The organism is Streptosporangium sp. NPDC048886, assembly GCF_055586905.1.
Genome location: NZ_JBVJHH010000002.1, coordinates 198737 through 222794 on the forward strand (window position 1 = coordinate 198737; position 24058 = coordinate 222794).

General features: G+C 72.0%; 16 protein-coding genes and 1 other RNA gene. 4 read left to right on the forward strand and 13 right to left on the reverse strand.

Annotation, left to right across the window (positions count from 1 at the left end):
* Positions 1-198: 198 nt before the first annotated feature.
* The 5 genes from ACZ6R6_RS03150 to ACZ6R6_RS03170 all read right to left on the reverse strand — a co-directional run bounded on the left by ACZ6R6_RS03150 (position 199) and on the right by ACZ6R6_RS03170 (position 7020).
* Entirely contained in the window at positions 199-780 is a 582-nt protein-coding gene (locus tag ACZ6R6_RS03150) for an OmpA family protein (protein ID WP_470089751.1), read from the reverse strand.
* Positions 764-1396 (reverse strand): hypothetical protein, encoded by a 633-nt coding sequence (locus ACZ6R6_RS03155; RefSeq protein WP_470089753.1) that lies wholly within the window; start codon positions 1394-1396, stop codon positions 764-766. The genes ACZ6R6_RS03150 and ACZ6R6_RS03155 overlap by 17 nt, the downstream gene beginning before the upstream one ends.
* Positions 1397-1491: 95 nt before the next feature.
* A complete protein-coding gene (locus tag ACZ6R6_RS03160; protein WP_470089754.1) occupies positions 1492-4359 on the reverse strand; it encodes an AfsR/SARP family transcriptional regulator in 2868 nt (955 codons plus the stop codon).
* Positions 4360-4363: 4 nt separating this feature from the next.
* A complete protein-coding gene (locus ACZ6R6_RS03165) occupies positions 4364-5983 on the reverse strand; it encodes a serine/threonine-protein kinase (RefSeq protein ID WP_470089756.1) in 1620 nt (539 codons plus the stop codon).
* Between the two features lie 74 nt (positions 5984-6057).
* A complete protein-coding gene (locus tag ACZ6R6_RS03170) occupies positions 6058-7020 on the reverse strand; it encodes an aldo/keto reductase (RefSeq protein ID WP_470089758.1) in 963 nt (320 codons plus the stop codon).
* Positions 7021-7116: 96 nt separating this feature from the next.
* On the opposite strand from ACZ6R6_RS03170, the gene ACZ6R6_RS03175 reads away from it, so the two are divergent.
* Entirely contained in the window at positions 7117-7566 is a 450-nt protein-coding gene (locus ACZ6R6_RS03175; RefSeq protein ID WP_470089760.1) for a MarR family winged helix-turn-helix transcriptional regulator, read from the forward strand.
* A gap of 80 nt (positions 7567-7646) precedes the next feature.
* Here ACZ6R6_RS03175 and ACZ6R6_RS03180 read toward each other — a convergent pair whose 3' ends face one another.
* The 6 genes from ACZ6R6_RS03180 to ftsE form a co-directional block, all read right to left on the reverse strand.
* Positions 7647-8627, reverse strand: a complete 981-nt coding sequence (locus tag ACZ6R6_RS03180) for a zinc-binding dehydrogenase (RefSeq protein ID WP_470089761.1) — start codon at positions 8625-8627, stop codon at positions 7647-7649.
* Between the two features lie 264 nt (positions 8628-8891).
* Positions 8892-9276, reverse strand: a transfer-messenger RNA (tmRNA) gene (gene ssrA, locus ACZ6R6_RS03185).
* 474 nt (positions 9277-9750) lie between these two features.
* Positions 9751-11643: a penicillin-binding transpeptidase domain-containing protein gene (locus tag ACZ6R6_RS03190; protein ID WP_470089762.1), complete on the reverse strand. Its 1893-nt coding sequence runs from the start codon at positions 11641-11643 to the stop codon at positions 9751-9753.
* 2 nt (positions 11644-11645) lie between these two features.
* A complete protein-coding gene (gene smpB, locus ACZ6R6_RS03195; RefSeq protein WP_306875276.1) occupies positions 11646-12113 on the reverse strand; it encodes an SsrA-binding protein SmpB in 468 nt (155 codons plus the stop codon).
* A gap of 86 nt (positions 12114-12199) precedes the next feature.
* Positions 12200-13108 carry a permease-like cell division protein FtsX gene (gene ftsX / locus ACZ6R6_RS03200; protein WP_470089764.1) on the reverse strand — a complete coding sequence of 303 codons (909 nt, stop codon included), beginning with the start codon at positions 13106-13108 and terminating at the stop codon, positions 12200-12202.
* Positions 13109-13141: 33 nt separating this feature from the next.
* Positions 13142-13831 (reverse strand): cell division ATP-binding protein FtsE, encoded by a 690-nt coding sequence (ftsE, locus tag ACZ6R6_RS03205; RefSeq protein WP_012888192.1) that lies wholly within the window; start codon positions 13829-13831, stop codon positions 13142-13144.
* A gap of 244 nt (positions 13832-14075) precedes the next feature.
* Here ftsE and ACZ6R6_RS03210 point away from each other — a divergent pair, with 244 nt between their 5' ends.
* Entirely contained in the window at positions 14076-14267 is a 192-nt protein-coding gene (locus tag ACZ6R6_RS03210; protein ID WP_306858936.1) for a hypothetical protein, read from the forward strand.
* A 73-nt stretch (positions 14268-14340) separates the two neighbouring features.
* Here the strand turns inward: ACZ6R6_RS03210 and prfB are convergent, their stop codons facing one another.
* A complete protein-coding gene (gene prfB, locus ACZ6R6_RS03215; RefSeq protein WP_306858938.1) occupies positions 14341-15459 on the reverse strand; it encodes a peptide chain release factor 2 in 1119 nt (372 codons plus the stop codon).
* A gap of 98 nt (positions 15460-15557) precedes the next feature.
* On the opposite strand from prfB, the gene ACZ6R6_RS03220 reads away from it, so the two are divergent.
* Positions 15558-16598, forward strand: coding sequence for a DUF8094 domain-containing protein (locus ACZ6R6_RS03220; protein WP_470089767.1), 1041 nt, complete (start codon positions 15558-15560; stop codon positions 16596-16598).
* Between the two features lie 268 nt (positions 16599-16866).
* On the opposite strand, the gene ACZ6R6_RS03225 is transcribed toward ACZ6R6_RS03220, so the two are convergent.
* Positions 16867-21744 (reverse strand): NAD-glutamate dehydrogenase, encoded by a 4878-nt coding sequence (locus ACZ6R6_RS03225; RefSeq protein WP_470089769.1) that lies wholly within the window; start codon positions 21742-21744, stop codon positions 16867-16869.
* A gap of 846 nt (positions 21745-22590) precedes the next feature.
* On the opposite strand from ACZ6R6_RS03225, the gene ACZ6R6_RS03230 reads away from it, so the two are divergent.
* Positions 22591-24009, forward strand: a complete 1419-nt coding sequence (locus ACZ6R6_RS03230; RefSeq protein WP_470089770.1) for an FAD-binding oxidoreductase — start codon at positions 22591-22593, stop codon at positions 24007-24009.
* Positions 24010-24058: the final 49 nt, after the last annotated feature.

Below are 24058 nucleotides of genomic sequence, written 5' to 3' on the forward strand. Positions count from 1 at the left end.
CCCGGCCGCTCCGGGCCGCGCGCCGGGGCGGGACCGCTCGGGCGCGGGGCAGGCCGTACGGCCGGCCCTCGGGTGCGGGGCAGGCCGTACGGCCGGCGGGAGCGAGGGAGGGCACTGTCCCGCCACAGCCGGGAGACACGGGCACCGGCGGCGCGGGGCAGGCCGTACGGGAGCGCGGGAGGGCGCTTCCTCCCGCGGTCACCTGGCGGTGAAGACGATCTCGACGCGGCGGTTCCTGGCCCGGTTCTCCTCGACCGGCCTGCCGTCGACGAGGTTGGGCGCCTTCGGCCGCCGCTCGCCGAGGCCGGTGGCCTCGAAGGTCACGTTCTGCCCGGCCAGCAGGTCCCGCAGCGCCCCCCGCACGGCCTGCGCCCGCCGCAGGGACAGCCGGTCGTTGTAGGCGTCGGTCCCCTGGTCGTCGGTGTGCCCCAGGATCTTGATCAGGCCGCCGGCCGACTCCGCCTTGATCCGGCCGGCGACCCCCCGCAGCCGTGCCGTCGCCTTGGCGGTCAGCGCGGCCCGGTCGAGGGCGAACAGCACGTCGCTGGTGAGCGCCAGGGTGACCGTCCGGCCCTGCTTCGACTCGCTCTCGCTACCGTCCAGGGACTCGGACTCGGCCAGGATGTCGTCGACCGGCAGGAGGAGGTCCTCCACCGGGGCCGTGGCGTCGGCCGGCGGGTCCGGCTCCGCCCACGCCGCCGGCCCGGCTCCGGCGACGAGCCCGCCGGCCAGCACCGCGGCGACCAGGGCACGCCGGGCGCGGTCAGGAGATCGGGACATCGGTGAACACCCCGAGGACCGGGAACTCAATGTTGATCTTCTCTACGTCCGACGGCGGCGCGGCGTACGACGCGTACAGCGGCAGGACCTCCCCGGGCTCGGTCGTGATGTCGTACTCCGAGCACAGGCACTTGGTGGCACCACCGGTGCCGGTGCGGGCGGGCCGGTAGCGCTTGGCGTTGACGGGGTCGACGAGGTTCACCCCGGCCACCGTCAGGCCGAGATAGGCGGGCGTGTCTCCCATCAGGCTGCTCATGTTCCACTTGGTGTCACCGGTGTTGGTGATGGTCCAGCTCAGCGTGGTCAGCCGTCCCTGCCGCCGGAGACCGGTGACGTCCACGGTCAGCTCCGCCCCGCCCGCCTTGACCTGGCGGGTGGCGATCACCTCCCCCTGCTGGGGCGGCGCGCTCGCCTGCGACTCGGGCCGGGCCTGCTCCTGCGTCCCGGACGGGGCCTGCTCTCCCTGCGACGGAGCGCCGGAGGCGGCCGTCCGGGCCGCCTGCCGGGCCTGGCGCTCCTGCCCGCCACCGCCCTGCAGGTCGCCGAGCGCGCCGCACGCCGTCAGGGCCATCACCAGTCCGGGGGCGGCCACGGCGAGGGCGATCTTCCTTCGCATCCTGTGTCACCTTTGCTTTTTCGGGGGTCAGGGTCACGAATGTAGGGGGGCGACCTTCAGGATCCGTATAGCCCGCCGTATCCGCAGGTGGTGCGCTATCGACGCAGACCGCGGCGGCGACGCGCCTCCTGGGCGAGCTCCTCCGCCTCGGCCGTCCCTCGCCGATCGCCGAGAGCGTCGAACTCTGCCAGAGAACCGGCAATCGCGGCAAACGCCCCATCGATCTCATCAAGGTCGAGATCCGCCCCTGCCAGGACCAGGGACGCACGGGCGGCCCCCCGGCGGTCGCCGTACTCCTTGAAGATCGTCGACGCCTCCCGCGCCGCCGCCCGCGCCGCCTCCGGCACCCCCTCGGCACGCGCCACCCGGGCCAGCAACAGCAGGCCGGCGGCCTCGGGCAGCCGGTCACCCAGCCGCCGGTCGATGCGCAGGCCGCGCTCGGCGCAGTCCCGGGCGGCCGACACCCGCCGCAGGTCCAGGTGGAGCAGGGCCAGCTCGCGCAGCGTCGCCGCCTCGCCCCGGGGGTCTCCCAGCTCACGGTAGGCGTGGAGGCCGGCCGTCAGCAGCTCCTCGGCCCGCCGCAGCGTCCCCAGCGCGCGCAGCGCGTCCGCCCGGCCACGCGCGTCGCCGGCCGCCTCGAACGCGGCCAGGCACTCGGCCAGGCACCGCTCCGCCTCGGCGGGACGGTCCTGGGCGGCGAGGACCAGGCCGAGCCGGTGGCGCGCGCGGGCCTCCTCCGGCCCGTCGCCCAGCTCCCGGAAACGGGACAGCGCCGCCTGGAGGGCCCGCGCCGCCTCCTCCAGACGGCCCTCGATCCGGTGCAGGTCGGCCAGCGCCCTCAGCAGCAGCGCCTCGCCGTGCCGGTGCCCCGCCAGCCGCGCGGCCTCCAGGCCGGTCCGGTTCGTCGCGTGCCAGTCCTCGTGGTGGGCGCGCAGTTCGAAGAACGGCGTCAGGTAGAACGCCAGCCGCCAGGCCGCGTCGGCCAGCCCCGCGCGGTGGAAGTCCGCGACGGCGGCGACCAGGAACCCCCGTTCGGCCCCGAGCCACCGGGCCGACTCGCGCAGGTGCGCCGTCTCCAGGGCCGGGCTCCACTCCGCCGTGCGTGCCACGGTCTGGCCGGTGCCCGGCTCGGCCGGCAGCAGCAGGGTGCGGGCCCGCCGGACCCGCTCCAGAACCTCACGCGCCACCACGGCGAGCACCCGCTCGGCCGTGCCCTCCTCCTCGACCAGGCGCTCGGCGGCGTAGAGCCGGGTCAGATCGTGCCAGCCGTACCGCTCCTGGCCCGCGTCGTCCAGCCCGCGCGCCTGGAGCAGGCCGGCCCCGGCCAGCTCCTCCAGCTGCCGCTCCACCCGCAGGCCGCCGAACGCCGCGGCGGCGGCCCACGGCGCGACGTCCGGCGCCGACAGCGACCCGAGGCGCCGCAGCAGCCGCTGCTCCTCCTCCGCCAGGCCCCGGTAGCCGAGGCCGAGACTGCCCCGCACGGCCAGGTCCCCCGCCGTCAGCTCGTCCAGCCGCCCACGCTCGTCGCCCAGCCGGCCGGCCAGGTGCTCCAGGGTCCAGCCGGGCCGCCGGGCCAGCCGGGACCCCGCGATCCGCAGCGCCAGCGGGAGCCCGCCGCACAGCTCGGCGATCCGCCGCGCGGCCTGCGGCTCGGCCCGCACCCGTGCCTCCCCCGCCACCCTGGCCAGCATCGTCACCGAGTCGGCGGTGCCGAGCACGCCCAGCTCGAAGGCGCGGGACGCCTCCAGCCCGTACAGCGGTGACCTGCTGGTCACCAGCGTCAGGCAGCCCGGCCCCGTCGGCAGCAGCGGCCTGACCTGGGACTCGCCGACGGCGTCGTCCAGCACCACCAGCAGCCGCCGGGTGGCCGTCATGCTGCGGTAGAGCCGCACCCTGTCCTCAAGGCCGGCGGGGACGGCCCCCTCGGGACAGCCGAGGGAGCGCAGCAGATCCTCCAGCACCCCGCCCGCACCGGCCGGACGGCTGCCCGCGCGCAGCGCGGCGTGGAGGCGGCCGTCGGGGAACTCCGCGCCCAGCAGCGTGGCGGCGTGGACCGCCACGGCGCTCTTGCCCGACCCGGCCGGCCCGTGCAGCACCAGATGGACCGGGGCGCCGCCGGCGGCGGTCGCCTGCCCCGCGATCCAGCTCAGGACCTCCGCGCGGCCGGTGAAGTCGGCGATGTCGGGCGGCGTCTCGTGCGGGACGGCGCCGCGCTCCCCCGCCTGCCCGGCCGGTCCCCGCCCGGCCAGCACCCTGTCGTGAGCCGCCCGCAGCTGCGGGCCCGGCTCCAGCCCCAGCTCCTCCACCAGCACGCGGCGGGCGTCCTGGTAGGCCGCGAGCGCCTCCGACCGCCTCCCCGCCTGGTGCAGCGCGAGGATCAACTGTCCCCAGGCGCGCTCCCTGAGCGGGTAGGCCGCGACGAGCGCGCGGAGCTCGCCGACGACCTCGCCGTGGCGTCCGAGCGTCAGGTCCAGGTCGATCCGCTCCTCGGCCGCGCTGAGCCGCAGCTCCTCAAGCCGTACGGCCTGCGTCCGCCGCAGCTCGCCGGAGTCGACATCGGCCAGCGCCGGTCCGCGCCACAGCCCCAGAGCACCGCGCAGCCCGTCGGCGGCCTCCGCCGCGCGCCCGGCGTCACGGGCCCGGCGCGCCTGCTCGACCATGCGCTCGAAGCGGTGCGCGTCCACCTCCTCGGCGGGGATCGCGATCAGGTAGCCGCCGGGAGCCGTGCGGATGGTCTCGGCCCCGACCAGGCGGCGCAGCGCGCTCACGTAGACCCGCAGCACCGACTCGGCCGAGGCCGGCGGATCGTCGCCCCACACCACGGCGGTCAGGCGGTCGAGCGTCACGACGTGCCCCGCGCGCAGCAGCAGGGCGGCCAGGAGCGCGCGGTGCTTGGCCGGGCCGGGGGTCAGGACCTGGCCGCCGTCGAGGATCTGGAGCGGCCCCAGCAGACCGAACCGCATGCGGCTACCCCTCCGCCGGGCGCGCGTCGAACGTACCGAACCTGACCCGCACCGCCGCGTCGCCGTCCGGCGCGGCGTGCACGCCGATCTTCCCCGGGCCGTGGGGACTGCCGTCGACGGCCTGCCCGGCCATGGCCTCGTTGACCCACACGCGCAGGACGAGCGCCGACCCGTCGGGCCGGCATTCGGCGACGATCCGGTTGTCGGCCGACTTCTTGATGTCCGCGTTCCCGGCGGGGCCGTACAGGACTGCGCCCTTCTGCCCCGCCCGCCTCTTGGTGATCGAGACCGTGCCGGAGCCGCTGACCGTGAACTCGTAGCGGTCGCCGCCGCCGGAGTCGCCCCGGCACCAGACGCCGAACTCTCCCGTCCCCCCGGTCAGCCGCGCCGAGCTGCTGATGACCACTCCGCCCTCGGGCTCGTCCGGCGCGGGCGCCGACTTCCACAGCCGCCAGCCCGGGTTCACGGTCAGCAGGTAGGCCCCGCCGGTGACCTCCGCGCGCCCGGCGTCGGTGGCGCCCACCGACCAGGAGTGGTCCGCGCCGCCGAAGTCGGCGTGGAAGGGCCACGTCCCGCCGGAGCGTCCCATGGCCCACCACGTCACCGCCCCGGCCGCCACCGCCACGACGGCCAGAGCGGCGGCCAGACCGGCGAGCAGCCGCCTGCGCCGCCCGCTCCGGGCGGTGTGCCCCGGGCCCTGCCCGGCCGCCCCGGCCACCCCGGGCGCCCCGGCCGCCCCGGCTGCCCCGGGCAGCGGACCGAGGTGGCCCGTCCAGGTCCGCTCGACCACCTGGGTGGCCGTCGCCGGTGTCATGTCCCGGCCGCCGACCAGCTCGCCGAGCAGGTCGCGGGCGCTCGGCCGGCCGGCCGGGTCCTTGGCCATGGCCCGCTCGACGAAGCCGCGCAGCCGCCCGTCCAGACCGTCGAGATGCGGCCCCTCGTTGACGATCCGGTAGAGCACCTCCGCGGGCGCCCCGCCGCCGAACGGCAGCCGCCCGGTCCCCGCGAACGCGATCACACCGCCCCAGGCGTAGATGTCGGCCGCCGGGGTGAGCGCCTCCCCGCGCACCTGCTCGGGGGCCATGAACGCCGGCGTCCCCACGACCGCCTGGCTGGCCAGGCTGTCCCCGTCGACCAGTTTCGCGACCCCGAAGTCGATCACTCGGGGGCCCAGCGGCGAGAGCAGCACGTTCGACGGCTTGAGGTCCCGGTGGATCACTCCCGCCCCGTGGATGGCGTTCAGCGCGACCGCGATGCCGACCGCGAGGGCCTCCAGGTCGGACCCGGCCATCGGCCCCTGGTCCCGTACGGCCTGCGCCAGGTCGGGACCCTTGACGTATTCGGTGACGAGGTAGGCCACGTCCCCGTCGAGCCCGGCGTCCAGCACGGGGGCCGTGCAGAAGCGGGCCACCAGGCGGGCGGCGGCGACCTCTCGTTCGAACCGCCGCCGGAAGGCGGGGTCGCGCGCCAGCTCCGGATTGATCACCTTCACCGCGGCCAGGCCGCCGGTCGGGGTGGTGGCGAGATGCACGGTGCCCATGCCGCCGCGCCCGAGCACGCGCCGGAGCAGGTAGCCGCCGATCACCCGCGACTCGCCCGGTGCGGCCCGTTCCGAAGGATTCATCGGAGTCAGCGTAGCTTTCCGGCGTTCTGCGCACTTTCCGGTATCCCCACCCGCGCCACCGGGAGGGGCCGCCGTCAGTCCTGGTCGACGGTGCTCATCAGGGACTCCGGATAGCGCTCGCCCGAGGCGGTCCCCAGCGCCTCCAGCGCCTCAGCCTCCCCGGGGGTGAGCGTGAGACCCGCCGCCGAGGCGTTCTCCGCCACGCGGGAGGCCCGCCTGGTCCCCGGGATCGTCACGACGTCCTCGCCCCGCGACAGCACCCAGGCCAGGGCGAGCTGGGCCGGGGTGACGCCCTTGGCGGCGGCGAGCTCGGCCACGGCGGCGGCCAGAGCCTGGTTCCGGGTGAGGTTCTCCCCCTGGAAGCGCGGGTCGGCCCGCCGGAAGTCCCCCTCGGGCAGCTTGTCGGGGGTGGCGAAGGAGCCGCCGAGGAACCCGCTGCCCAGGGGGCGGTAGGCGACCAGTCCGACGCCCAGCTCGCGCAGGGCGGGCAGGATCGAGGTCTCGACGTGGCGCTCCCACAGCGAGTATTCGGTCTGGAGGGCCGCTATCGGGTGCACGGCACAGGCCCTGCGGATCGTGGTCACGCTCGCCTCGCACAGGCCGAGGTGGCGCACCTTGCCCTCGGCGACCAGCTCGGCCATGGCGCCGACGCTCTCCTCGATCGGGACCTGGGGATCGACCCTGGCCAGGTAGTACAGATCCACGTGGTCGGTGCCCAGCCTCCGCAGGGAGCCGTCGATCGCCCGCCGGATGTGGGCGGGGCCGCCGTCGATCCTCATCCCGCCGGGGCCGCGCACGCTCCCGGTCTTGGTGGCCAGCACGGCCTGCGCCCGCCTCCCCTGGAGGGCCTTGCCGACGATCTCCTCGCTCGACCCGCCGCCGTAGAAGTCGGCGGTGTCGAGCAGGGTGACGCCCAGGTCGAGCGCCCGGTGGATCGCGTGGACGGACTCGCTCTCGTCGACCGGGCCGTACGAGCCGCCCATGCCCATCGCGCCGAGACCGACCGCGCCGACCTCCAGGGTTCCAAGCTTCCTCACGACTGGCTCCGTTCCGTTTGCCGTCTATCGACAGGAAGACGCTAGCCGGCTAATTATTAGCCGTCAATTCATTAGCCGACCAGCTATCATCGGAAGGTGACCGAGATCCTTGATCTGATGACCACGACCCACAAGGCCCTGCGCGCCGTCGCCGAGGAGTCGATGCGCCGCCACGGCCTCCACCTGGGCCAGAACCTGGTCTTGGCCGCCCTGTGGGAGCAGGACGGCCGCACCCCGGGCGAACTCGCCGCCCTGCTGAACGTCACCACCCCCACCGTGGTGAAGATGGCCACCCGCATGAGCGCCTCGGACCTGCTGGTCCGGCGTCGCGACGACGCCGACAACCGCCTGGTCCGGCTCTATCTCACCGATCGGGGACGGGCCCTCCAGTGGCCGGTCACCAGCGACCGGGAGTCGCTCGAACGCCACATCACCCGGGGCCTGACCGACGAGGAGCTGCGCGCCCTGACCTCCGCCCTCGGCAAGGTCCGCGAGAACGCCAGATCACTCGGCGCTCCCCCACTCGACCACACGGCCGAAGCCTGACCTCACGGGCCGGCCGGCGGGTGATGTCGCCTGCCACCTTCACGGGACCACCGCTCCGGCCGGACCACGCCGGCCGCACCTCACCGGTGGGCGTCGGGGACGAGGACGACCTTGCCCGTCGTCGCCCGTGACTCCAGGGCGGCGTGCGCCGCGGCCGCCTGCGACAGGGGGAAGGTCTGGAAGGCGGGCAGCATGATCCCGTCGGCAGCCGCCGCGAGCGCGCGAGCCTCGTCGGCGGGCCTGTCCTGACCCTCCAGCAGCAGCATCAGCGCGTCGGTGAAACGCACGCCGCGCTCCTTCAGCTCCGCCTCCTCGGGCCGGAACTCCTCCCGCGAGGCCGCGCCGATGGTGACGTAGCGCCCTCCCTCGGCCAGCAGCCCGAAGGCGGCGCGCCCCTTGTCGCCCTCGACACCGTCCAGCACGACCGTGACGCCACGCCCGCCCAAGGCGTCGCGGACGATGTCCGCCCAGTCCGGCAGGTTGTAGTCGACGGCGATGTCGGCTCCGAGCTCTCGCACGTCCGCCGTCTTCGCCGCTCCGCCCGCCACGCCGATGACCGTGGCGCCGAGGCGGCGAGCGGACTGGACGGCCAGACGGCCGATACCGCCGGCCGCGGAGGTGATCAGGACCACGTCGTCGGAGGTGAGATCGGCGATGTCGAGCAGGCCGACGGTGGTGGTGCCGGTGACGACCATGGTGACGGCGGCCTCGTACCCCAGTCCGGCCGGAATCCGGTGCAGGGACGAGACGTCGGCGACGGCGAGCTCGGCGTAGCCTCCCGGCCCGCCCCGCGCGGTCACCACCTCGGCGCCGATCCAGGTCTCGTCCACGTCCGGCCCGACCGACTCGACGACACCGGCCACCTCTCCCCCGAAGATCGCCGGGAGTTCGGGAAGCGGCGGACCGATCTCCAGCCCTTCCCGCATCGCCGTCTCGATCTGGTGGACTCCCGCGGCCCGCACCGAGACGCGGACCTCGCCCGGCCCCGGTACGGGATCGGGCACGGTCTCGTAACGGAGGTTCTCAGCGGGCCCGAACACATGCAGCACGACGGCGCGCATGACCGTTCCTTCCGGTAGATCTACTGAAGAACCCCTACTCTGTGACCTCAACTTAACTTGAGGTCAAATCTCGCAGCGGGTGCCGGGGAGTGACCGCTCGAAGATGAGGCGCGCGCTGTCGCGGAACATGGATGACACGCTCTCCATGGATCCGCTTCCGGACAGCCCGCAGGCCCGACAGAGACCGAAGGGCGGCCGGGTCGGCGATGACGCCGACCCGACCGCCCTTGGACGATCTGCCCCGCACGCTCGGGCGCGGGACGGGGGTGGAGGTGGCGGGAATCGAACCCGCGTCCTTCAACTCCAAGACAGGGCTTCTCCGGGTGCAGCCTGCTGTGCTTTTCTCAGCCCCGGCGTTCACACAGGCAAGACGCCGACGGGCTCAGCCACTGTTTGATTTCCCGATCTTCCCCGTGGCCGGGTCGATCGGTTGAGCCTCCTAGCGATGCCGGATCCGGGCCGGAGGCGCTCCCGGGCCGGCAGAGGTCACTCGCTGCTTAGGCGGCGAGGGCCAGGCGAGCCTGGCTGACCTCAGAGTGCGTCTTATTGGCACTTGTTGGTCGCGGTCACAGTGTTAACGAGGTTATGTCCGCAGTCCTCGACCCGCTTCTCCTGACTTGCAAAGCCAAAGTCGAAACCAGTCACCCCCCTGTTGAATTGTCAACCCGGCTCCGAAGAACCGAGCCATCCGAAGATACCTGTTACAACACGGGTAACGCCAACTCAATTCCCGTCCGGCGAGCCCGGCAGGTCCGGCGGGGCCGGAGATGCCGAAACCCCGGGAGCGCGGGACTGTCGCACGCGCCCCCGGGGCCGACCGGCAGGGTCGAGCCGGTCCGGACGGCAGGGCCTCCCCCGAGACGGGGCCCTGATCTCATCGCGGCGACTGAGCCCGCAACCCCCCAAGCGGTGCCCAGTCACTTAGAAGGACGCACACAGGGCACGCGATGGTTGCTCGACGTGAGGAGAATATTCCGCTGGGTCACAGGTGGTGCGTACAGGCCCTGCGTGACTCCCGTCACAGACGGCGCACACAGATCTGCGCGGCCCCGTCACAGGCGGCACGCGCAGACCCTGCGCGACTCCCGTCACCCGGCACGCGCAGCCCCTGCGCAACCCTCGGTCACAGACCCGCGTGCAGCCCCTGGAAGAACCGTCCGGCGATGGCCGCCCCCGCCGTGGGGTCGGAGCTCTCGGCCAGCACCGCCACCGCCACGTCCTCCTGCCAGCCGGCGAACCAGGCCATCGGCTTGCGGCCCTGCATCACTGAGGCGGTGATGCCGGAGACCGGGTCGCCCGGGGCCGCCGCCGCGCGGGCCGACCCCGAGGTCACGCCGGCGCGCATGAGCGTCTTGAGGGTGTCGATCGTCCTGTCGTCGATCTTGATCGGGTCGGGGGCCTTCACCGCCTCGGCCTCGGCCGAGGGATCGGGCGTCTTCGGCTCGGTGACCAGGACGGGCGGGTGCCAGGTGCCGGTGGGAGAGGCGATCGCCCCGGCGACCAGGGCCATGGACAGCGGGCTGACCAGGACGTTCTGTCCGGCGATGGCCTTGGCGGTGGCCGCGTCGTTGATCAGCGGCCGCATCTTGCCGCTGAAGGTCTTCAGCGGCAGGTCCCACTGCGAGCCGATGCCGAACCGGGCGGCGCTGGCCTCCAGCTCCGCGCCGTCGATCCGGCGGGCCAGCGAGGCCAGCGCGGTCACGCAGCCGGTGGCGAAGTTGCCCTTGAGGCTCAGCGTGCTCCCGGCGGGCGGCGAGGCCTGGTGGAACTCGGCGCCGCCGACGGTCCGGTCGACCGGGCAGGCGAGCTTCTGCTTGAAGTTCACCTGGGCCTTGAGCAGCCCCTCGACGGACATGATCGAGAAAAGGCCGCCCGCGCGGAACTTCCCGGCGAGCGCGTGCCGCTCCTGGTGGTATTCCTTCGTGGTGCTGACGGCCAGCACGTTACCGGTCGAGGCCTGGACCGCGACCAGCATGGCGGGCAGACCGCCGCCGAGCAGCGCGGTGTCGGCGACCTTCTGGATGGGCCGGTCGAGGGTGGTGCGCACCGAGGCGGTGGACCGGTTGGGCCGCCACTTGCGCAGCTCGGCGACCGGCTTCAGCGTCTTGAGGTCCAGGGTGATCACACGGGTCTCGGTCGAGCCGGTGAGGTATTCCTGGTAGGCCTTCTGCAGCCCGCTCCGGCCGACCGTGTCTCCGGCCCGCTGCGGCCCGCCGAGCTGCTGCTCGGTCTCCGGGGTGACGGCGGTGACGGTGCCGACGAGCTGGACGGGCGAGGCGGGGGCGAGCGGCAGCGGCTCGGCGGTCATCTTGATGCCGGGGATGGCGTCGAGCTGCTGGCGGAGCTGGGCGTATTTGGTACGGCCGAAGGTGACCAGCGGCACCTGGACGTTGGGGATCGCCGACCGGATCCTGCTCAGCAGGCGGTCCTGCGGGAATCCGGTGATCTTGGAGAGCTCCCGGCAGACGGCGACCTCGTCCTTCAGCAGGGACGGGATGACGTTGGCCACGTAAAGCGTCTGCTCGTCCTGGAGCGGGTCGTTGTTGCGGTCGAGGATCGGCTGGCGCCCCTGGGGGGTGACGTCCACGGCGAACCGCTGGCCCTCCTGGAGCTGGGGGTGGAGCACGCTGGGCGACCAGTGCACCTTCCAGTGGCCGCCCACCAGGCGGAGCGGGAGCTTGCCGGTGTATTCCCAGAGGGGGTTGTTCTCCCCCAGGTCGACCTCGGCCTCGAAGTCGGCCTCGGTCTGCTCCCCCGCGCCCCGGATCCCCTTGAGCTTGAAGCGGAACGAGGCCGCGTCGAGATGGATCTTGGCGTCCTGCAGGGCCTGACGGACCGCCTTCTGGTCCCCGTCGGTGCGCCGGGCGGCCATGGCGTAGTCGCCCGTCTGCCAGCCGACCAGGAAGTCGCGCACCGCCTCGTGGGCCGACGGCTCCTCGAAACACGCGGACAGCATGGGGGCCGTCGCCGCCAGCACGAGCGCCGCGGCAACGGTCCGCCGAGCCTTCCCCGTCACGATTACCTGTTCCTGTACCTCAGCGAGCGGGCCATCTCACGCTTGGCCTGCTTCTCGGCCAGCGTCTGCCGCTTGTCCCAGTCTTTCTTGCCCTTCGCAAGGCCGATCTCGATCTTGGCCTTGCCGTCCTTGAAGTAGATCGCGAGCGGCACCAGGGTGAGGCCGCCCTCCTTGGTCTTCGAGACCAGCTTGTCGATCTCCTTACGGTGCAGCAGCAGCTTGCGGGTGCGACGCGCCGCGTGGTTCGTCCACGTCCCCATGGTGTATTCGGGGATGTGGACGTTGATCAACCAGGCCTCGCCGTCCTTGATGACCGCATAACCGTCGATGAGGGAGGCGCGGCCAAGGCGCAGCGACTTGACCTCGGTGCCCTGCAGCACGAGACCAGCTTCGTAGGTGTCCTCGATGTGGTAGTCGTGCCAGGCACGCTTGTTCTGGGCGATGACCTTCCGCCCGGTCTCACGTGGCATGCCCACGAGCCTACCGGGGACCGGGGCGGTGAACCGCGCCGGAGAGCGGGAGGGCGCTCAGCGAGCGAGCCGGAAGCACGGCCGCGTCACACCCGCAGGTAGCGGCGGAGCGTGACGAACGAGGCCAGCACACAGATGAGCACACCGATGATCATTGTAAGGGTGATCACCCCGGCCAGGGTCTCCCAGGACAGCTCGCTGTTGTTGAACAGGTAGATCTGCACCCCGTCGAAGATGAAGACCTTGCTGACGATCAGCAGCACCGCCGCCACCACACCGCCGATCAGGCCGGCGATGACCCCCTCCATCACGAACGGGAGCTGGATGTAGAGGTTGGAGGCGCCGACCAGGCGCATGATCCCGGTCTCACGCCTGCGGTTGTAGGCCGACAGGCGGACCGTGTTGCCGATCAGCAGCGTGGCCGCGAAGACCAGGACGATCGCGATCACCAGGGCCGCCCAGCGGAGCTTCTCCAGCAGTCCGAAGAACTTCTCCAGGAACGTCTGCTGGTTCACCACGACCGAGACGCCCTTGACTCCGGTGAGCTGCTGGACCACCGCCTCGTAGGTGTCGGGGTCCTTCAGCTTGACCCGGAACGACTCCGGCATGTCCCCGACCTGGATCGCCGAGAGCATCACGGTGTTGTTCTTGTTCTGGGCCTTGAAGTTCTCGTAGGCCGCCGCGGCGTCCTCGAACTCCACGGACTGGACCTGCTGCATGCTCTCGATCTGCGTCTTGAGCGCGGCCCGCTCCTGCTCGTTGACGCCGCCGCTGCCCTTGCACTGCGGGAAGGGGTCATTCTTCTTGCACAGGAAGACCGAGAGCTCGACCTTGTCCGTCCAGTAGTCCCTCATGCTGGAGATCTGGGAGTTGATCATCAGACCGACGCCCAGCAACGCCATGCCGATGGCCACCGTCACGATGACGGCGATGGTCATCGTGAGGTTACGGCGGAGGCCGATCCAGACCTCGGAGAAGATGAAGTTTGCCCGCATGCTCTTCCTGTCGCTGTCTCTGGTCCTGGTGTCTCAGTACGCCTGGCCGTACACGCCACGCGACTGGTCTCGGACGATCTTTCCGTCCTCCAGTTCCACTACGCGCTTGCGCATGGAGTCGACGATGGCCGCGTCGTGCGTGGCCATGACGACGGTGGTGCCGGTCCGGTTGATCCGGTCGAGCACCTTCATGATGCCGATGCTCGTCGCCGGGTCGATGTTTCCGGTCGGCTCGTCAGCAAGCAGGATCATAGGCCGGTTGACGAAGGCGCGGGCCATCGCGACCCGCTGCTGCTCGCCGCCGGACAGCTCGTCGGGCATCCGGTGCGCCTTGCCCTCCAGGCCGACGAGCTCGACGACCTCGGGCACGACCTTGCGGATGAACCGGCGCGGCTTGCCGATGACCTCCAGCGCGAACGCGACGTTCTCGTAGACGTTCTTGTTCGGCAGGAGCCGGAAGTCCTGGAAGACGCAGCCGATGCGGCGGCGCAGGTGCGGGATCTTGAAGTTGGACAGTCGGGCGAGGTCCTTGCCGGCCACGTGGATCGCTCCCGAGTTGGGGCGCTCCTCCTTCAGGACCAGGCGGAGAAAGGTCGACTTCCCGGACCCCGAAGGGCCGACGAGGAACACGAACTCGCCCTTGTCGACATCGACGCTGACGTGGTCCAACGCGGGCCGGTTCTGGTTCGCGTAGACCTTGGTGACATTATCAAAATGGATCACGGGCGCATCACGGCATGCCAGTCTAGGGGTTAGGACGGTCGCAGGAGTGGCAGAGGTCCACTTCCGCCTCTCGCCGGCCGGGGGGCGCCGGTCTTTACTCTTGATCGACGTTCCGGTTGGCCGGAGCCCAGTCTAGGGGGAAGACTGGCATGGAAAGTCCATAACGGAAACAAAACGATTCGGCGCCCGGTAACGACCACATAAAGTGGTTCTGACCTCGGAGAGGTCGGAGAGGGAGGACATCATGAGCTGTGAGGACCTGGTCTGCGCGGGGTGCGCCCACCCTGTCGCGGAGGGCCGCTGCCCCATGTGCCGCGCCAACCGCGAACGGATGCACCAGCACGGGATGGGCGGGATGACCCCGGCGCTCGTCTCGCTGGCGCTGCTCGCGCTCTTCTTCCTCACCCTCGCCCTCAGGCACCTGACGGGCGCCTGAGGCTCCGCGGGCACCCCAGGGAGCCGCTGAGGCGCTCTCAGGGCACCCCACACGCGCCCGGGGTGCCCGCCGGCTACTGCTCGGCGCCCGACTCCTGGCGGCGGGTCCACCGGATCTCGGCCTCGATGAACTCGTCGAGGTCGCCGTCGAGCACCGCGCTCGGGTTGCCGGCCTCGGTGCCGGTCCGCAGGTCCTTGACGATCTGGTAGGGGTGCAGCACGTAGTTGCGGATCTGAGTGCCCCACGAGGTGGTGGACTCGCCCCGGATCTCGTTCAGCGCCGCGGCCTCCTCCTGACGCTTGCGCTCCAGCAGCTTGGACTGCAGGACCGCCATCGCGGTCGCCTTGTTCTGCAGCTGGGAGCGCTCGTTCTGGCAGGAGACCACGATGCCGGTGGGCAGGTGGGTCAGGCGGACCGCCGAGTCGGTGGTGTTGACGCCCTGACCGCCGGGGCCGGAGGAGCGGTAGACGTCGACGCGCAGGTCGTCCTCGTTGATGTCGATGTGGTCGGTCGTCTCGACGACCGGCACCACGTCGACGCCGGCGAAGGAGGTCTGGCGGCGGCCCTGGTTGTCGAACGGGCTGATGCGGACCAGCCGGTGGGTGCCGTGCTCGCCGCGGAGCGTGCCGTAGGCGTAGGGCGCCTTCACGGTGAAGGTCGCCGACTTGATCCCGGCCTCCTCGGCGTAGGAGGTCTCGTAGACCTCCGTCGGGTAGCCCTTGCGCTCGGCCCACCGGATGTACATCCGCAGGAGCATCTGCGCCCAGTCGGCCGCGTCGACGCCGCCGGCCTGGGAGTTGATCGTGACGACCGCCTCACGCGCGTCGTATTCGCCCGACAGCAGGGTGCGGACCTCAAGGGCGCCGATGTCGCTCCTGAGGGACTCCAGCTCGCGGTCGGCCTCCTCGCGGGTGTCGGCGTCGTCCTCGGCGGCGGCGAGCTCGTAGAGGACCCCCAGGTCCTCCAGCCGCTGCCCGAGGGACTCGATCCTGTTGACCTCGCCCTGCAGGTAGGAGAGCTTGCTGGTGACCTGCTGGGCCCGCTCCTGGTCGTTCCACAGGTCGGGCGCGGCAGCCTGCTCCCCGAGCTCCTCGATCTGCTTGCGCATCACGCCGAGGTCGAGCACGTCCTGGATGCTGTTGAGCGTGCCGGTAAGCTCGTTGATCTCTTCTGCCGGATCGATGAGTGCCACGTCTGTAAAGGGTACGCGACCGCCGAACCCCATTGTGTACGGCTCCTGCCCCCGCCATGGCTAGCATGGGCCCGCGAGGGGACCATCGGGAGGCGGACGTGCGGGAACGTGGGCGACGGGATCTGCTCGTGCTCGCCCTGAGCCTGGTGACCGCGACCGCGGCGTGCTCGGGCTCCGGCGGCGCCGCGCCGGGCCAGAGCCCCCGCGGCACCGGCGTCACCTCGGCCCCCGCCGCCCTGCCCGCGCCCCGGGTCACGCTCGCCGAGGCGGAGAAGGCGCTGGCCGGCATCCTGGGCGCCGAGGGGGTGCTGAGCCGCGCCACACCGCGTCAGGAGGCCGACGCCAGGAACATGGCCGAGCAGACCCGCGACGGTCAGGAGGCCCTCGCCCTGGCCGCCCTCAACAGCTCGCGGGGCGCGCCGCCCCACTACACCTGGGGCAGGCCGCAGCTGCTGGTCCCGCGGGTGCAGCGGAGCCCCTTCTGGTTCGCCGCGATCGTCAGCCGTGAGGACGCCGCGGGCAGCACCCGCCCCGCCGTGCTGACCCTGATCAAATACGGCGGCGAGCGGTGGTACCTCAGCTCCGCCTCTCTGCTGGAGCCCGGCGTGCGGCCGCCGGAGATCGCCAAGGACGCGGAGGGCTACACCACCGCGCTGGGCTACGAGGACACGAGCGTCGAGATCAGCCCGCGGCTCATGGCGCCGCTCCACGCGACCTCCGCCGAGGAGGGCACCGCGGGATTCACCGCCGGGCTGATCGAGCAGGGCCCGCACACCACCGGCTACGCCGACGAGATCTCGACCAAGCGGCTGGACTACAAGAAGGACGACTGCCTCGGCTACGACTCGATCTTCGCCGCGAGCAACTACCCCGTGCACGCGCTGCGCACGGCCGACGGCGGCGCCATGGTCACTTACTCGCTCATCAGGACCACCACCCTGACCTCCAAGGTCGAGCCCTGCGCGGAGATCGTGGTGCCGCCGAGCGCCCGGGGGCTGATCTCCGAGCGCCGCGCCTCCAAGGAGCTGCGCACCGTCGAGACCCAGCAGTACGTGAGCACCGTCCCGGCCAAGAACAGCGGCCGGCCCGCCAAGATCATCGGCTATCTGGGCGGCATCACCAAGGCGTTCGTCTCCTGACGGAGGCCGCCGGGAGGACCCGGTGACCCGGTGATCCACGTGGCCGGCGGACGCCGCCCGGACCACCGGGCGGCCTTCCGCCTGCGGCGGTCCGACGGCACGCGGCCGGGCGCCCGTTCCGCCTGCGGCGGTCCGGCGGCGCGCGTCACGGCCCGGGCCCCCGCTCGGGGTCCGGGCCGTGTCGGGCCGCGCGTCGCCGTACCGGCCCTGTCGGGCCGCCCGTGCCGGTTGTTCACCCGGCGCGGGCCGTACGGGCCCGCGCGGGTGCTCAGGCCTCGCTGTGCGGCAGGCTGGTGGCGGTCACCAGCGTGCGGATCGCGCGCAGCGCCACCGACAGCGTGGCGAGATCGAAGTTGTCGCTCTCCCAGATCTCCGACAGGGTCTGCCGGGCCCGGGCCATCGCCGCCGAGTTGACCTCGATCCAGCTCGCCAGGCGCTCCTCCGGCGACAGGCCGGGCGCGCTGTGCGCCAGGACGTCGCGGGTGAGCGTGGCGTGCGCGGCGTAGAGGTCGTCGCGGAGCGCGGCCCGCGCCATGGAGTTCCACCGGCTGTCCCTGGGCAGCGCGATGATGCGCTCGCGCAGCCCGGCGAGCTGGAGCCGGTCGGCCAGGTCGAAGTAGACCTCGGCCACCTCGTTGACCGGCCGGCCGAGGTGCGCGGCCGCCTCCACCAGGTCGAAGGTGGAGTAGGCCGGGACCATCGCGGCGACCCGCTCGGCGAGCTCGGCCGGCACGCCCCGGGCGACGAAGCTGTCGCGCCGCTCCTCGAACGCCGTCAGGTCAGAGCCGGTCAGCAGCTTGGGCAGGTGGGTCAGCAGCCCGTTCATGCCCTTGGCGAAGAAGCTCACCGTGGAGGCCAGGTCCAGCGGCGCGCGGCGGTTGCCGAGCAGCCAGCGGGTGCCGCGCTCGGCCAGCTTGCGGGCCTCCAGCTCCATGGCGATCTGGGTTGAGGTGTCCACCTTGTTGTCCAGCTCCTCGATCTGCCGCCAGAAGCTGGGCAGGTCGAAGACCTCGCGGGTGACGAGGTAGGCGCGGGCGATGTCCGACGTGGACGCGCCGCTCTCCTCGCCGAGACGGAACATGAAGGTGGTCCCGCTGGAGTTGACCAGGTCGTTCACCACGCCGGTGGTGATGATCTCGCGGCGGAGCGGGTGGGCGTCCATGTAGTCGCGGAAGCGCTCGCGCAGCGCCGTCGGGAAGTAGGACACCAGCCAGGACGCCAGGTAGGGGTCGTCGGGCAGGTCGGAGCCGAGGATCTCGGCGTCGACCACCAGCTTGGTGTAGGCCAGCAGCACCGAGAACTCCGGCGCGGTCAGCCCGAGCCCGGCCTGGCGCCGCTCGGCGAGCGTCTTGTCCGACGGCAGGAACTCCAGCTCCCGGTTGACCAGGCCGGCCCGCTCCAGCTTGCGGAGCTGGCGCGAGTGGATGTGCAGCATCTCGGTCGCCTGCGCGCGGGCGGCGGCCAGCACCACGTTCTGGTCGTAGTTGTCCCGCAGGACCAGGTCGGCGACCTCGTCGGTCATGTCGAGGAAGAGCTGGTTGCGCTGCTTGTCGGTGAGCTCGCCGTCGCGGACCGCCCGGTCCAGCAGGACCTTGATGTTCACCTCGTGGTCGGAGGTGTCCACGCCCGCCGAGTTGTCGATGAAGTCGGTGTTGACGAGCCCGCCGTTGAGGGCGAACTCGATCCGGGCGAGCTGGGTGAAGCCCAGGTTGCCGCCCTCGCCGATCACCTTGCAGCGCAGCTCGGAGGCGTCGACCCGCAGGCCGTCGTTGGCCTTGTCGCCGACGTCGGCGTTCGACTCGCTCGACGCCTTGGCGTAGGTGCCGATGCCGCCGTTCCACAGCAGGTCCACCGGGGCCCGCAGGATGGCGCTGATCAGGTCGTTGGGGGCCAGCGAGGTCACCTCGTCGGCGATGCCGAGCGCGGCGCGCATCTGCGGGGAGAGCGGGATCGACTTGGCCGTGCGCGGCCAGACGCCGCCGCCCTGCGCGATGAGCGAGGTGTCGTAGTCGGCCCACGAGCTGCGCGGCAGCGCGAACAGCCGGGCCCGCTCGGCGTAGCTGCGCGCGGCGTCCGGGTCGGGGTCGACGAAGACGTGCCGGTGGTCGAAGGCCGCGATCAGCCGGATGTGCTGGGAGAGCAGCATGCCGTTGCCGAACACGTCGCCGGACATGTCGCCGACGCCGACCACGGTGAAGTCGGTGGTCTGGATGTCCACCCCGGCCGTGCGGAAGTGATACTTCACCGACTCCCAGGCGCCGCGGGCGGTGATGCCCATGGCCTTGTGGTCGTAGCCGATCGAGCCGCCGGAGGCGAAGGCGTCCCCCAGCCAGAAGCCGTACTCCTTGGCCACCGCGTTGGCGATGTCGGAGAACGTCGCGGTCCCCTTGTCGGCGGCGACCACCAGGTAGGTGTCGTCCCCGTCGTGCCGGACCACGTCGGCGGGCGGGACCACCTGGCCGTCGACGAGGTTGTCGGTGATGTCCAGCAGGCCGGAGATGAACATCCGGTAGCAGGCGACGCCCTCGGCCAGCACGTCCTCCCGCGCGCCTGACTTCGGCGGGTTCTTCACGACGAAGCCGCCCTTGGAGCCGGTGGGGACGATGACGGTGTTCTTCACCATCTGCGCCTTCACCAGGCCGAGGACCTCGGTGCGGAAGTCCTCCATCCGGTCCGACCAGCGCAGACCGCCGCGCGCGACCTTGCCGAAGCGCAGGTGCACGCCCTCGACCCGGGGCGAGTAGACGAAGACCTCGAACTTCGGCCGGGGCAGCGGCAGCACGCTGATCGACGGCGAGTCGAGCTTCAGGCTGATGTACGGCTTGCGCTCGCCGTCCACCGTCTGGAAGGCGTTCGTCCGCAGCGTGGCGTTGATCATCTCCAGGTAGGCCCGCAGGATGCGGTCCTCGTCCAGGGAGGCCACGTCGTCCAGGGCCCCGAGGATCTCCTCGTTCAGCGCCTCGCTCAGGTCCGAGCGGACCTCCTCCGAGCGCCGGGGGTCGAGCCTGGCCTCGAACAGCCGCACCAGCAGCCGGGCGAGCCGTACGTTGCCCAGCAGCACCCGCTCGATGTAGTCCTGGCTGAACGTGGTGCCGGCCTGGCGCAGGTACTTGGCGTAGATGCGCAGGATCTCGGCCTGCTCCCAGGTCAGGCCGGCGGCCAGGACGAGCCCGTTGAAGCCGTCGCTCTCCACCCGGCCCCGCCACAGCGCGCCGAAGGCGTCCTGGAACAGCCGCTTGAACTCGTCCCTGTCCACCTCCGAGGAGGGGGTGTAGCGCAGGCCGAAGTCGTAGATCCAGGCGTCGTTGGTCGCCGGGTCGTTGTCGCGGTCGATCTCGTAGGGCCGCTCGTCGACCACCTCGACGCCCATCCGCTGGAGCAGCGGCAGCACGTGCGACAGGGAGATGGGCGCGCCGATCCGGTAGAGCTTGAACCGGCGCTCGCCCTCGGCGGCGTCGTAGGGCTCGTAGAGGTTCATCCCGATCTCGTCGGAGGAGGCGGCGAGCGCCTCCAGGCGGCGCAGGTCGGCGACCGCCAGCCGGGCCGGGAAGTCGGCCTTGTAGCCCTCGGGGAAGGCCGCGGCGTAGCGGCGGATGAGGCCGGGCGCCTCCTCCTCCGAGCCCAGCTCGGCGATGGCGGTGGCGAGGTCGTCGTCCCAGGAGCGGGTGGCGGCGGCCAGCTTGGCCTCCAGCTCCTCCACGTCGACGGCGTCGGCGTCCAGCGGCCTGCCCCGCTCGCCGCGCACGACCACGTGCAGCCGGGCCAGGGCGGACTCGCCGATCATCGCGCTGTAGTCGAAGGCGGTGCCGCCGACCGTCTTGAGCAGGATCTCCTGCATCTTGACGCGGATCTTCGTGGTGTAGCGGTCACGCGGGAGGTAGATCAGGCAGGAGATGTAGCGGCCGTAGTCGTCCGGGCGGAGGAAGACCTTGACCTGCTTGCGCTCGCGGAGCCTGAGCACGCCGAGCGCGATCGGCAGGAGCTGCTCCACCGAGGTCTGGAAGAGCTCGTCGCGGGGGAAGGTCTCCAGGATCTCGATGAGGTCCTTGCCGTCGTGGCTGTCGGAGGCGAGCCCGGCCAGGACGAGGACCTCGGCCAGCTTGCGCCGGAGCACCGGGATGCGGGAGATCGACTCGCTGTAGGCCACGTGGGTGAGCAGGCCGAGGAAGCGCCGCTCGCCGACGACCTCACCGGAGGCGTCGAAGATCTTCACGCCCACGTAGTCCAGGTAGGCCGGGCGGTGCACGGTGGCGCGCGTGTTGGCCTTGGTGATGATCAGCATCTGCTGCTTCTCGCGGGCCTTGGCGCGCAGCTCCGGGGAGAGCGCGGCGAAGCTGTCGGAGCCCGCCTTGTCGTGGCGGAGGATCCCCAGGCCGGTCCCCGGCACCGGGCGCAGCCTGTCGCCCTCCTCGCCCCCCTCCAGGCGGTATTCGCGGTAGCCGAGGAAGGTGAAGTGGCCGTCGGCCAGCCAGCGCATCAGCTCCAGGCTGTCCTCGACCCCCGCCAGGTCCAGCGGCGGCGGGTTGACCGACACGTCCTCGGCGGTCTGCACGGCCAGGGCCCGCATCTTGACGAAGTCCTCGACGGCGTAGCGGACGTCCTCCAGGACCCGCTGCAGGTCGGCTTCGAGCCCCTTGAGCGTGGCCTGGTCGGCCTGCCTGTCGATCTCGAAGTGCATCCAGGACTCCACGAGCATCTGCCCGGTGACGTCCTGCTCCTCGGGGCCGAGCAGCTTGCCGGTCATGTCCCTGCGCACCCGCATCTGCGGGTGGATGACGAGCTGGATGCCGATCTGGTGGCGGTCGAGCTCCATCGTCACGGAGTCGACCAGGAAGGGCATGTCGTCGGTGACCACCTCGACGACGGAGCATCCGGGGTCCCAGCCGTGCTCCTCCAGGCTCGGCGTGTACGCCCGCACCATGGCGCGGCCCTGGGGGCGCTTCTCGGCGAGCTGCCGCTGGGCCATCGCCGGGCCGTACACGTCGACCTGGTTGCGGCTCAGCAGGTCTTCTGGCGCGACATGCCGGTAATAGAGCCTGAGGTAGGCGAGCGCCTCCTCAACACCCACATGGTCGCTGCCCGGTGTGTGCGCGCACGTTTCGGCGGCACTCCTCAGCAGCTCGTCCTTCGCCTCGTCGAGCGGCATGTCGCTCTCACTCCTTTGTGAGGGGGTTTTGCATATTTGATGGGGATCTAGGACCAAGTCCGTAGTTCCCACAGAAAGGGGAAGTAATGCGGGCGCGGGCGGCGCTCTCCGGGACGGGACGTCCATGGCGGAGCACCCGGCCCCGCCGCGGTCCGCCACCCGGCCGCCGGCGCGCGAGGCGTCCGCGGCGGGAGGATGGTCTCGTCGTGGGTGAGCCGGTCCTCGGCCAGTCGTCGCGGGTCGTCATGTGACCCGCGGTCCCTCGCCGCCATCGGCGGAGAACCGGAGGTCTCCTGGTCGGAGACGGCGGGTCGGCGCCGGGAGAGGACGGTGGGACAAGCATCCCACACGGCCGCCCCGGAAGGGCGGCAGCGCCGCCTGGCGCGTCCGGACGCACCGGCGCCTGTCAGGCAGTCCAGACAGCTCACGTCTCTCCGCTCACCGGACATGGCCCGCGGCACAACACCTCCAGCGGCCATCTGCCCCGATCCCCGTTGACCGGAGCATGCCGCCGCTCCTGATATCACCCGAAAAGCCGTAAAACGTCAACGTGACGGCCCGCCGTCTCCGGAGCGGCCCCAGACGGCCCCTCCCGGCGGCTCCTGCCCGGTCCCGGGAGCGGGATCCCCTCCTGTCCTTCAATCGTAGAGCCCGCGGCGGGTGCGTTCGATGGCTTCCCGGGACTCCGGTGGAGCCGACGCGTCCCGCGCCCGGCCCACGAAGTGATGGGAATGTGACCAACCAGCCGGGCCGGGCGGCCGTCTCAACGGGCAGGCAGACGGAACTCTCGGGGAGACGAACATGCGGCCCGCTCCGGACAGGCGGACATTCCTTCGGATCGGCGGCATGGCCGCCCTGAGCGTGGGGGCCGGGCTGCCCGCCCGGGCGGTCCCCTCCCGCTCGGACTGGAACGCCCTGGGGAGGGGACTGGAGGGCACCCTCGTCAGGCCGGGCGACGCCTCCTACGACACGGCCCGCCGCCTGTTCAACCCCGCCTTCGACGCGGTACGGCCGGCGGGCGTGGCCTACTGCGCCACCCCCTCCGACGTGATCGAGTGCGTCGGCTTCGCCCGGCGGGCGAACGTGCCCCTGGCCGTGCGGTCGGGCGGGCACTCCTACGCGGGCTGGTCCACCGGGACCGGCCTGGTCGTCGACGTCTCCCCGATGAACAAGGTGGGCTATGCCTCCGGCCGGGCGACGGTCGGGGCGGGCGCCAAGCTCGTCGACGTCTACGACAAGCTGGCGGCGCGCGGGGTCAGCATCCCGGCGGGCAGCTGCCCCACGGTCGGGGTGAGCGGGCTGGCGCTGGGCGGCGGCATCGGCGTGGTGTCCAGGAAGTACGGCCTGACCTGCGATGTGATGGAGTCCGTCCAACTGGTCACGGCCGACGGCCGGCTGCTGACCTGCGACGCCGATCACAATCCCGACCTCTACTGGGCCTCACGGGGCGGGGGCGGGGGCAACCTCGGCGTGGCGGTCTCCTTCGGCTTCCGGACCCACCCCACCCGCGAGGTCACGGTGTTCTTCCTGCACTGGCCGTGGGCGAAGGCCGCCCGGGCGCTGCGGGCCTGGCAGGCGTGGGCGCCCACGGTGCCGGACGAGCTGTGGTCCACGATGCACCTGAGCCGCGACGGCGGGACGGACGTGCAGATCGGCGGCCTCTACCTGGGCGGCAGGGCGGACTGCGAGCGGCTGCTGGACCGGCTGGCCGACCGGATCGGCCCGGTCTCCTCCAGCTACGTCCGGCAGACGTCCTACCGCCAGGCAATGATGATCATGGCGGGCTGCTCCACGCTGTCGGTCTCCCAGTGCCACCGCGGCGGCTCCCTGCCCGGCCAGACCCGTGACGGCAGGCTCTCGCGCGACGACTTCAGGGCCAAGTCGCACATGGCCTACCGCCCGCTGTCGGAGGCCGGCGCCAGGGCGCTGGTCGCGGAGGTCGCCCGGCCGGGCAGCCACACCGTGCTCCTGGACGCCCTCGGCGGCGCCGTCGGCCGGGTCCGCCCGGAGGCCACCGCCTTCCCGCACCGGGCGGCCCTCTACAGCGTGCAGTACTACGCCCACCGCGCCGGGGCGGCGGGCTGGGCCAGGGCGGCGCACGCCCGGATGCGCCCCCACTTCGGCGACCACGCCTACGTGAACTACGCCGACGCCGAGCTGGGCGGCTGGCGCGCGGCCTACTACGGGGCGAACGCCGGCCGGCTCGCCCGCGTCAAGGCCGTCCACGACCCGGGCCGCCTCTTCCGCCTCCCCCAGGGGATCTAGGCCCGCTCACCCGGGGACCCGGGAGGCCCAGGCCCAGGGCGGGGTCTCG

Coding starts and splice junctions, on each gene's coding strand:
- ACZ6R6_RS03150 (WP_470089751.1), bottom strand. CDS start 780: ATGTCCCGATCTCCTGACCGCGCCCGGCGTGCCCTGGTCGCCGCGGTG.
- ACZ6R6_RS03155 (WP_470089753.1), bottom strand. CDS start 1,396: ATGCGAAGGAAGATCGCCCTCGCCGTGGCCGCCCCCGGACTGGTGATG.
- ACZ6R6_RS03160 (WP_470089754.1), bottom strand. CDS start 4,359: ATGCGGTTCGGTCTGCTGGGGCCGCTCCAGATCCTCGACGGCGGCCAG.
- ACZ6R6_RS03165 (WP_470089756.1), bottom strand. CDS start 5,983: ATGAATCCTTCGGAACGGGCCGCACCGGGCGAGTCGCGGGTGATCGGC.
- ACZ6R6_RS03180 (WP_470089761.1), bottom strand. CDS start 8,627: ATGCGCGCCGTCGTGCTGCATGTGTTCGGGCCCGCTGAGAACCTCCGT.
- smpB (WP_306875276.1), bottom strand. CDS start 12,113: ATGCCACGTGAGACCGGGCGGAAGGTCATCGCCCAGAACAAGCGTGCC.
- ftsX (WP_470089764.1), bottom strand. CDS start 13,108: ATGCGGGCAAACTTCATCTTCTCCGAGGTCTGGATCGGCCTCCGCCGT.
- ACZ6R6_RS03210 (WP_306858936.1), top strand. CDS start 14,076: ATGAGCTGTGAGGACCTGGTCTGCGCGGGGTGCGCCCACCCTGTCGCG.
- ACZ6R6_RS03225 (WP_470089769.1), bottom strand. CDS start 21,744: ATGCCGCTCGACGAGGCGAAGGACGAGCTGCTGAGGAGTGCCGCCGAA.
- ACZ6R6_RS03230 (WP_470089770.1), top strand. CDS start 22,591: ATGGCCGCCCTGAGCGTGGGGGCCGGGCTGCCCGCCCGGGCGGTCCCC.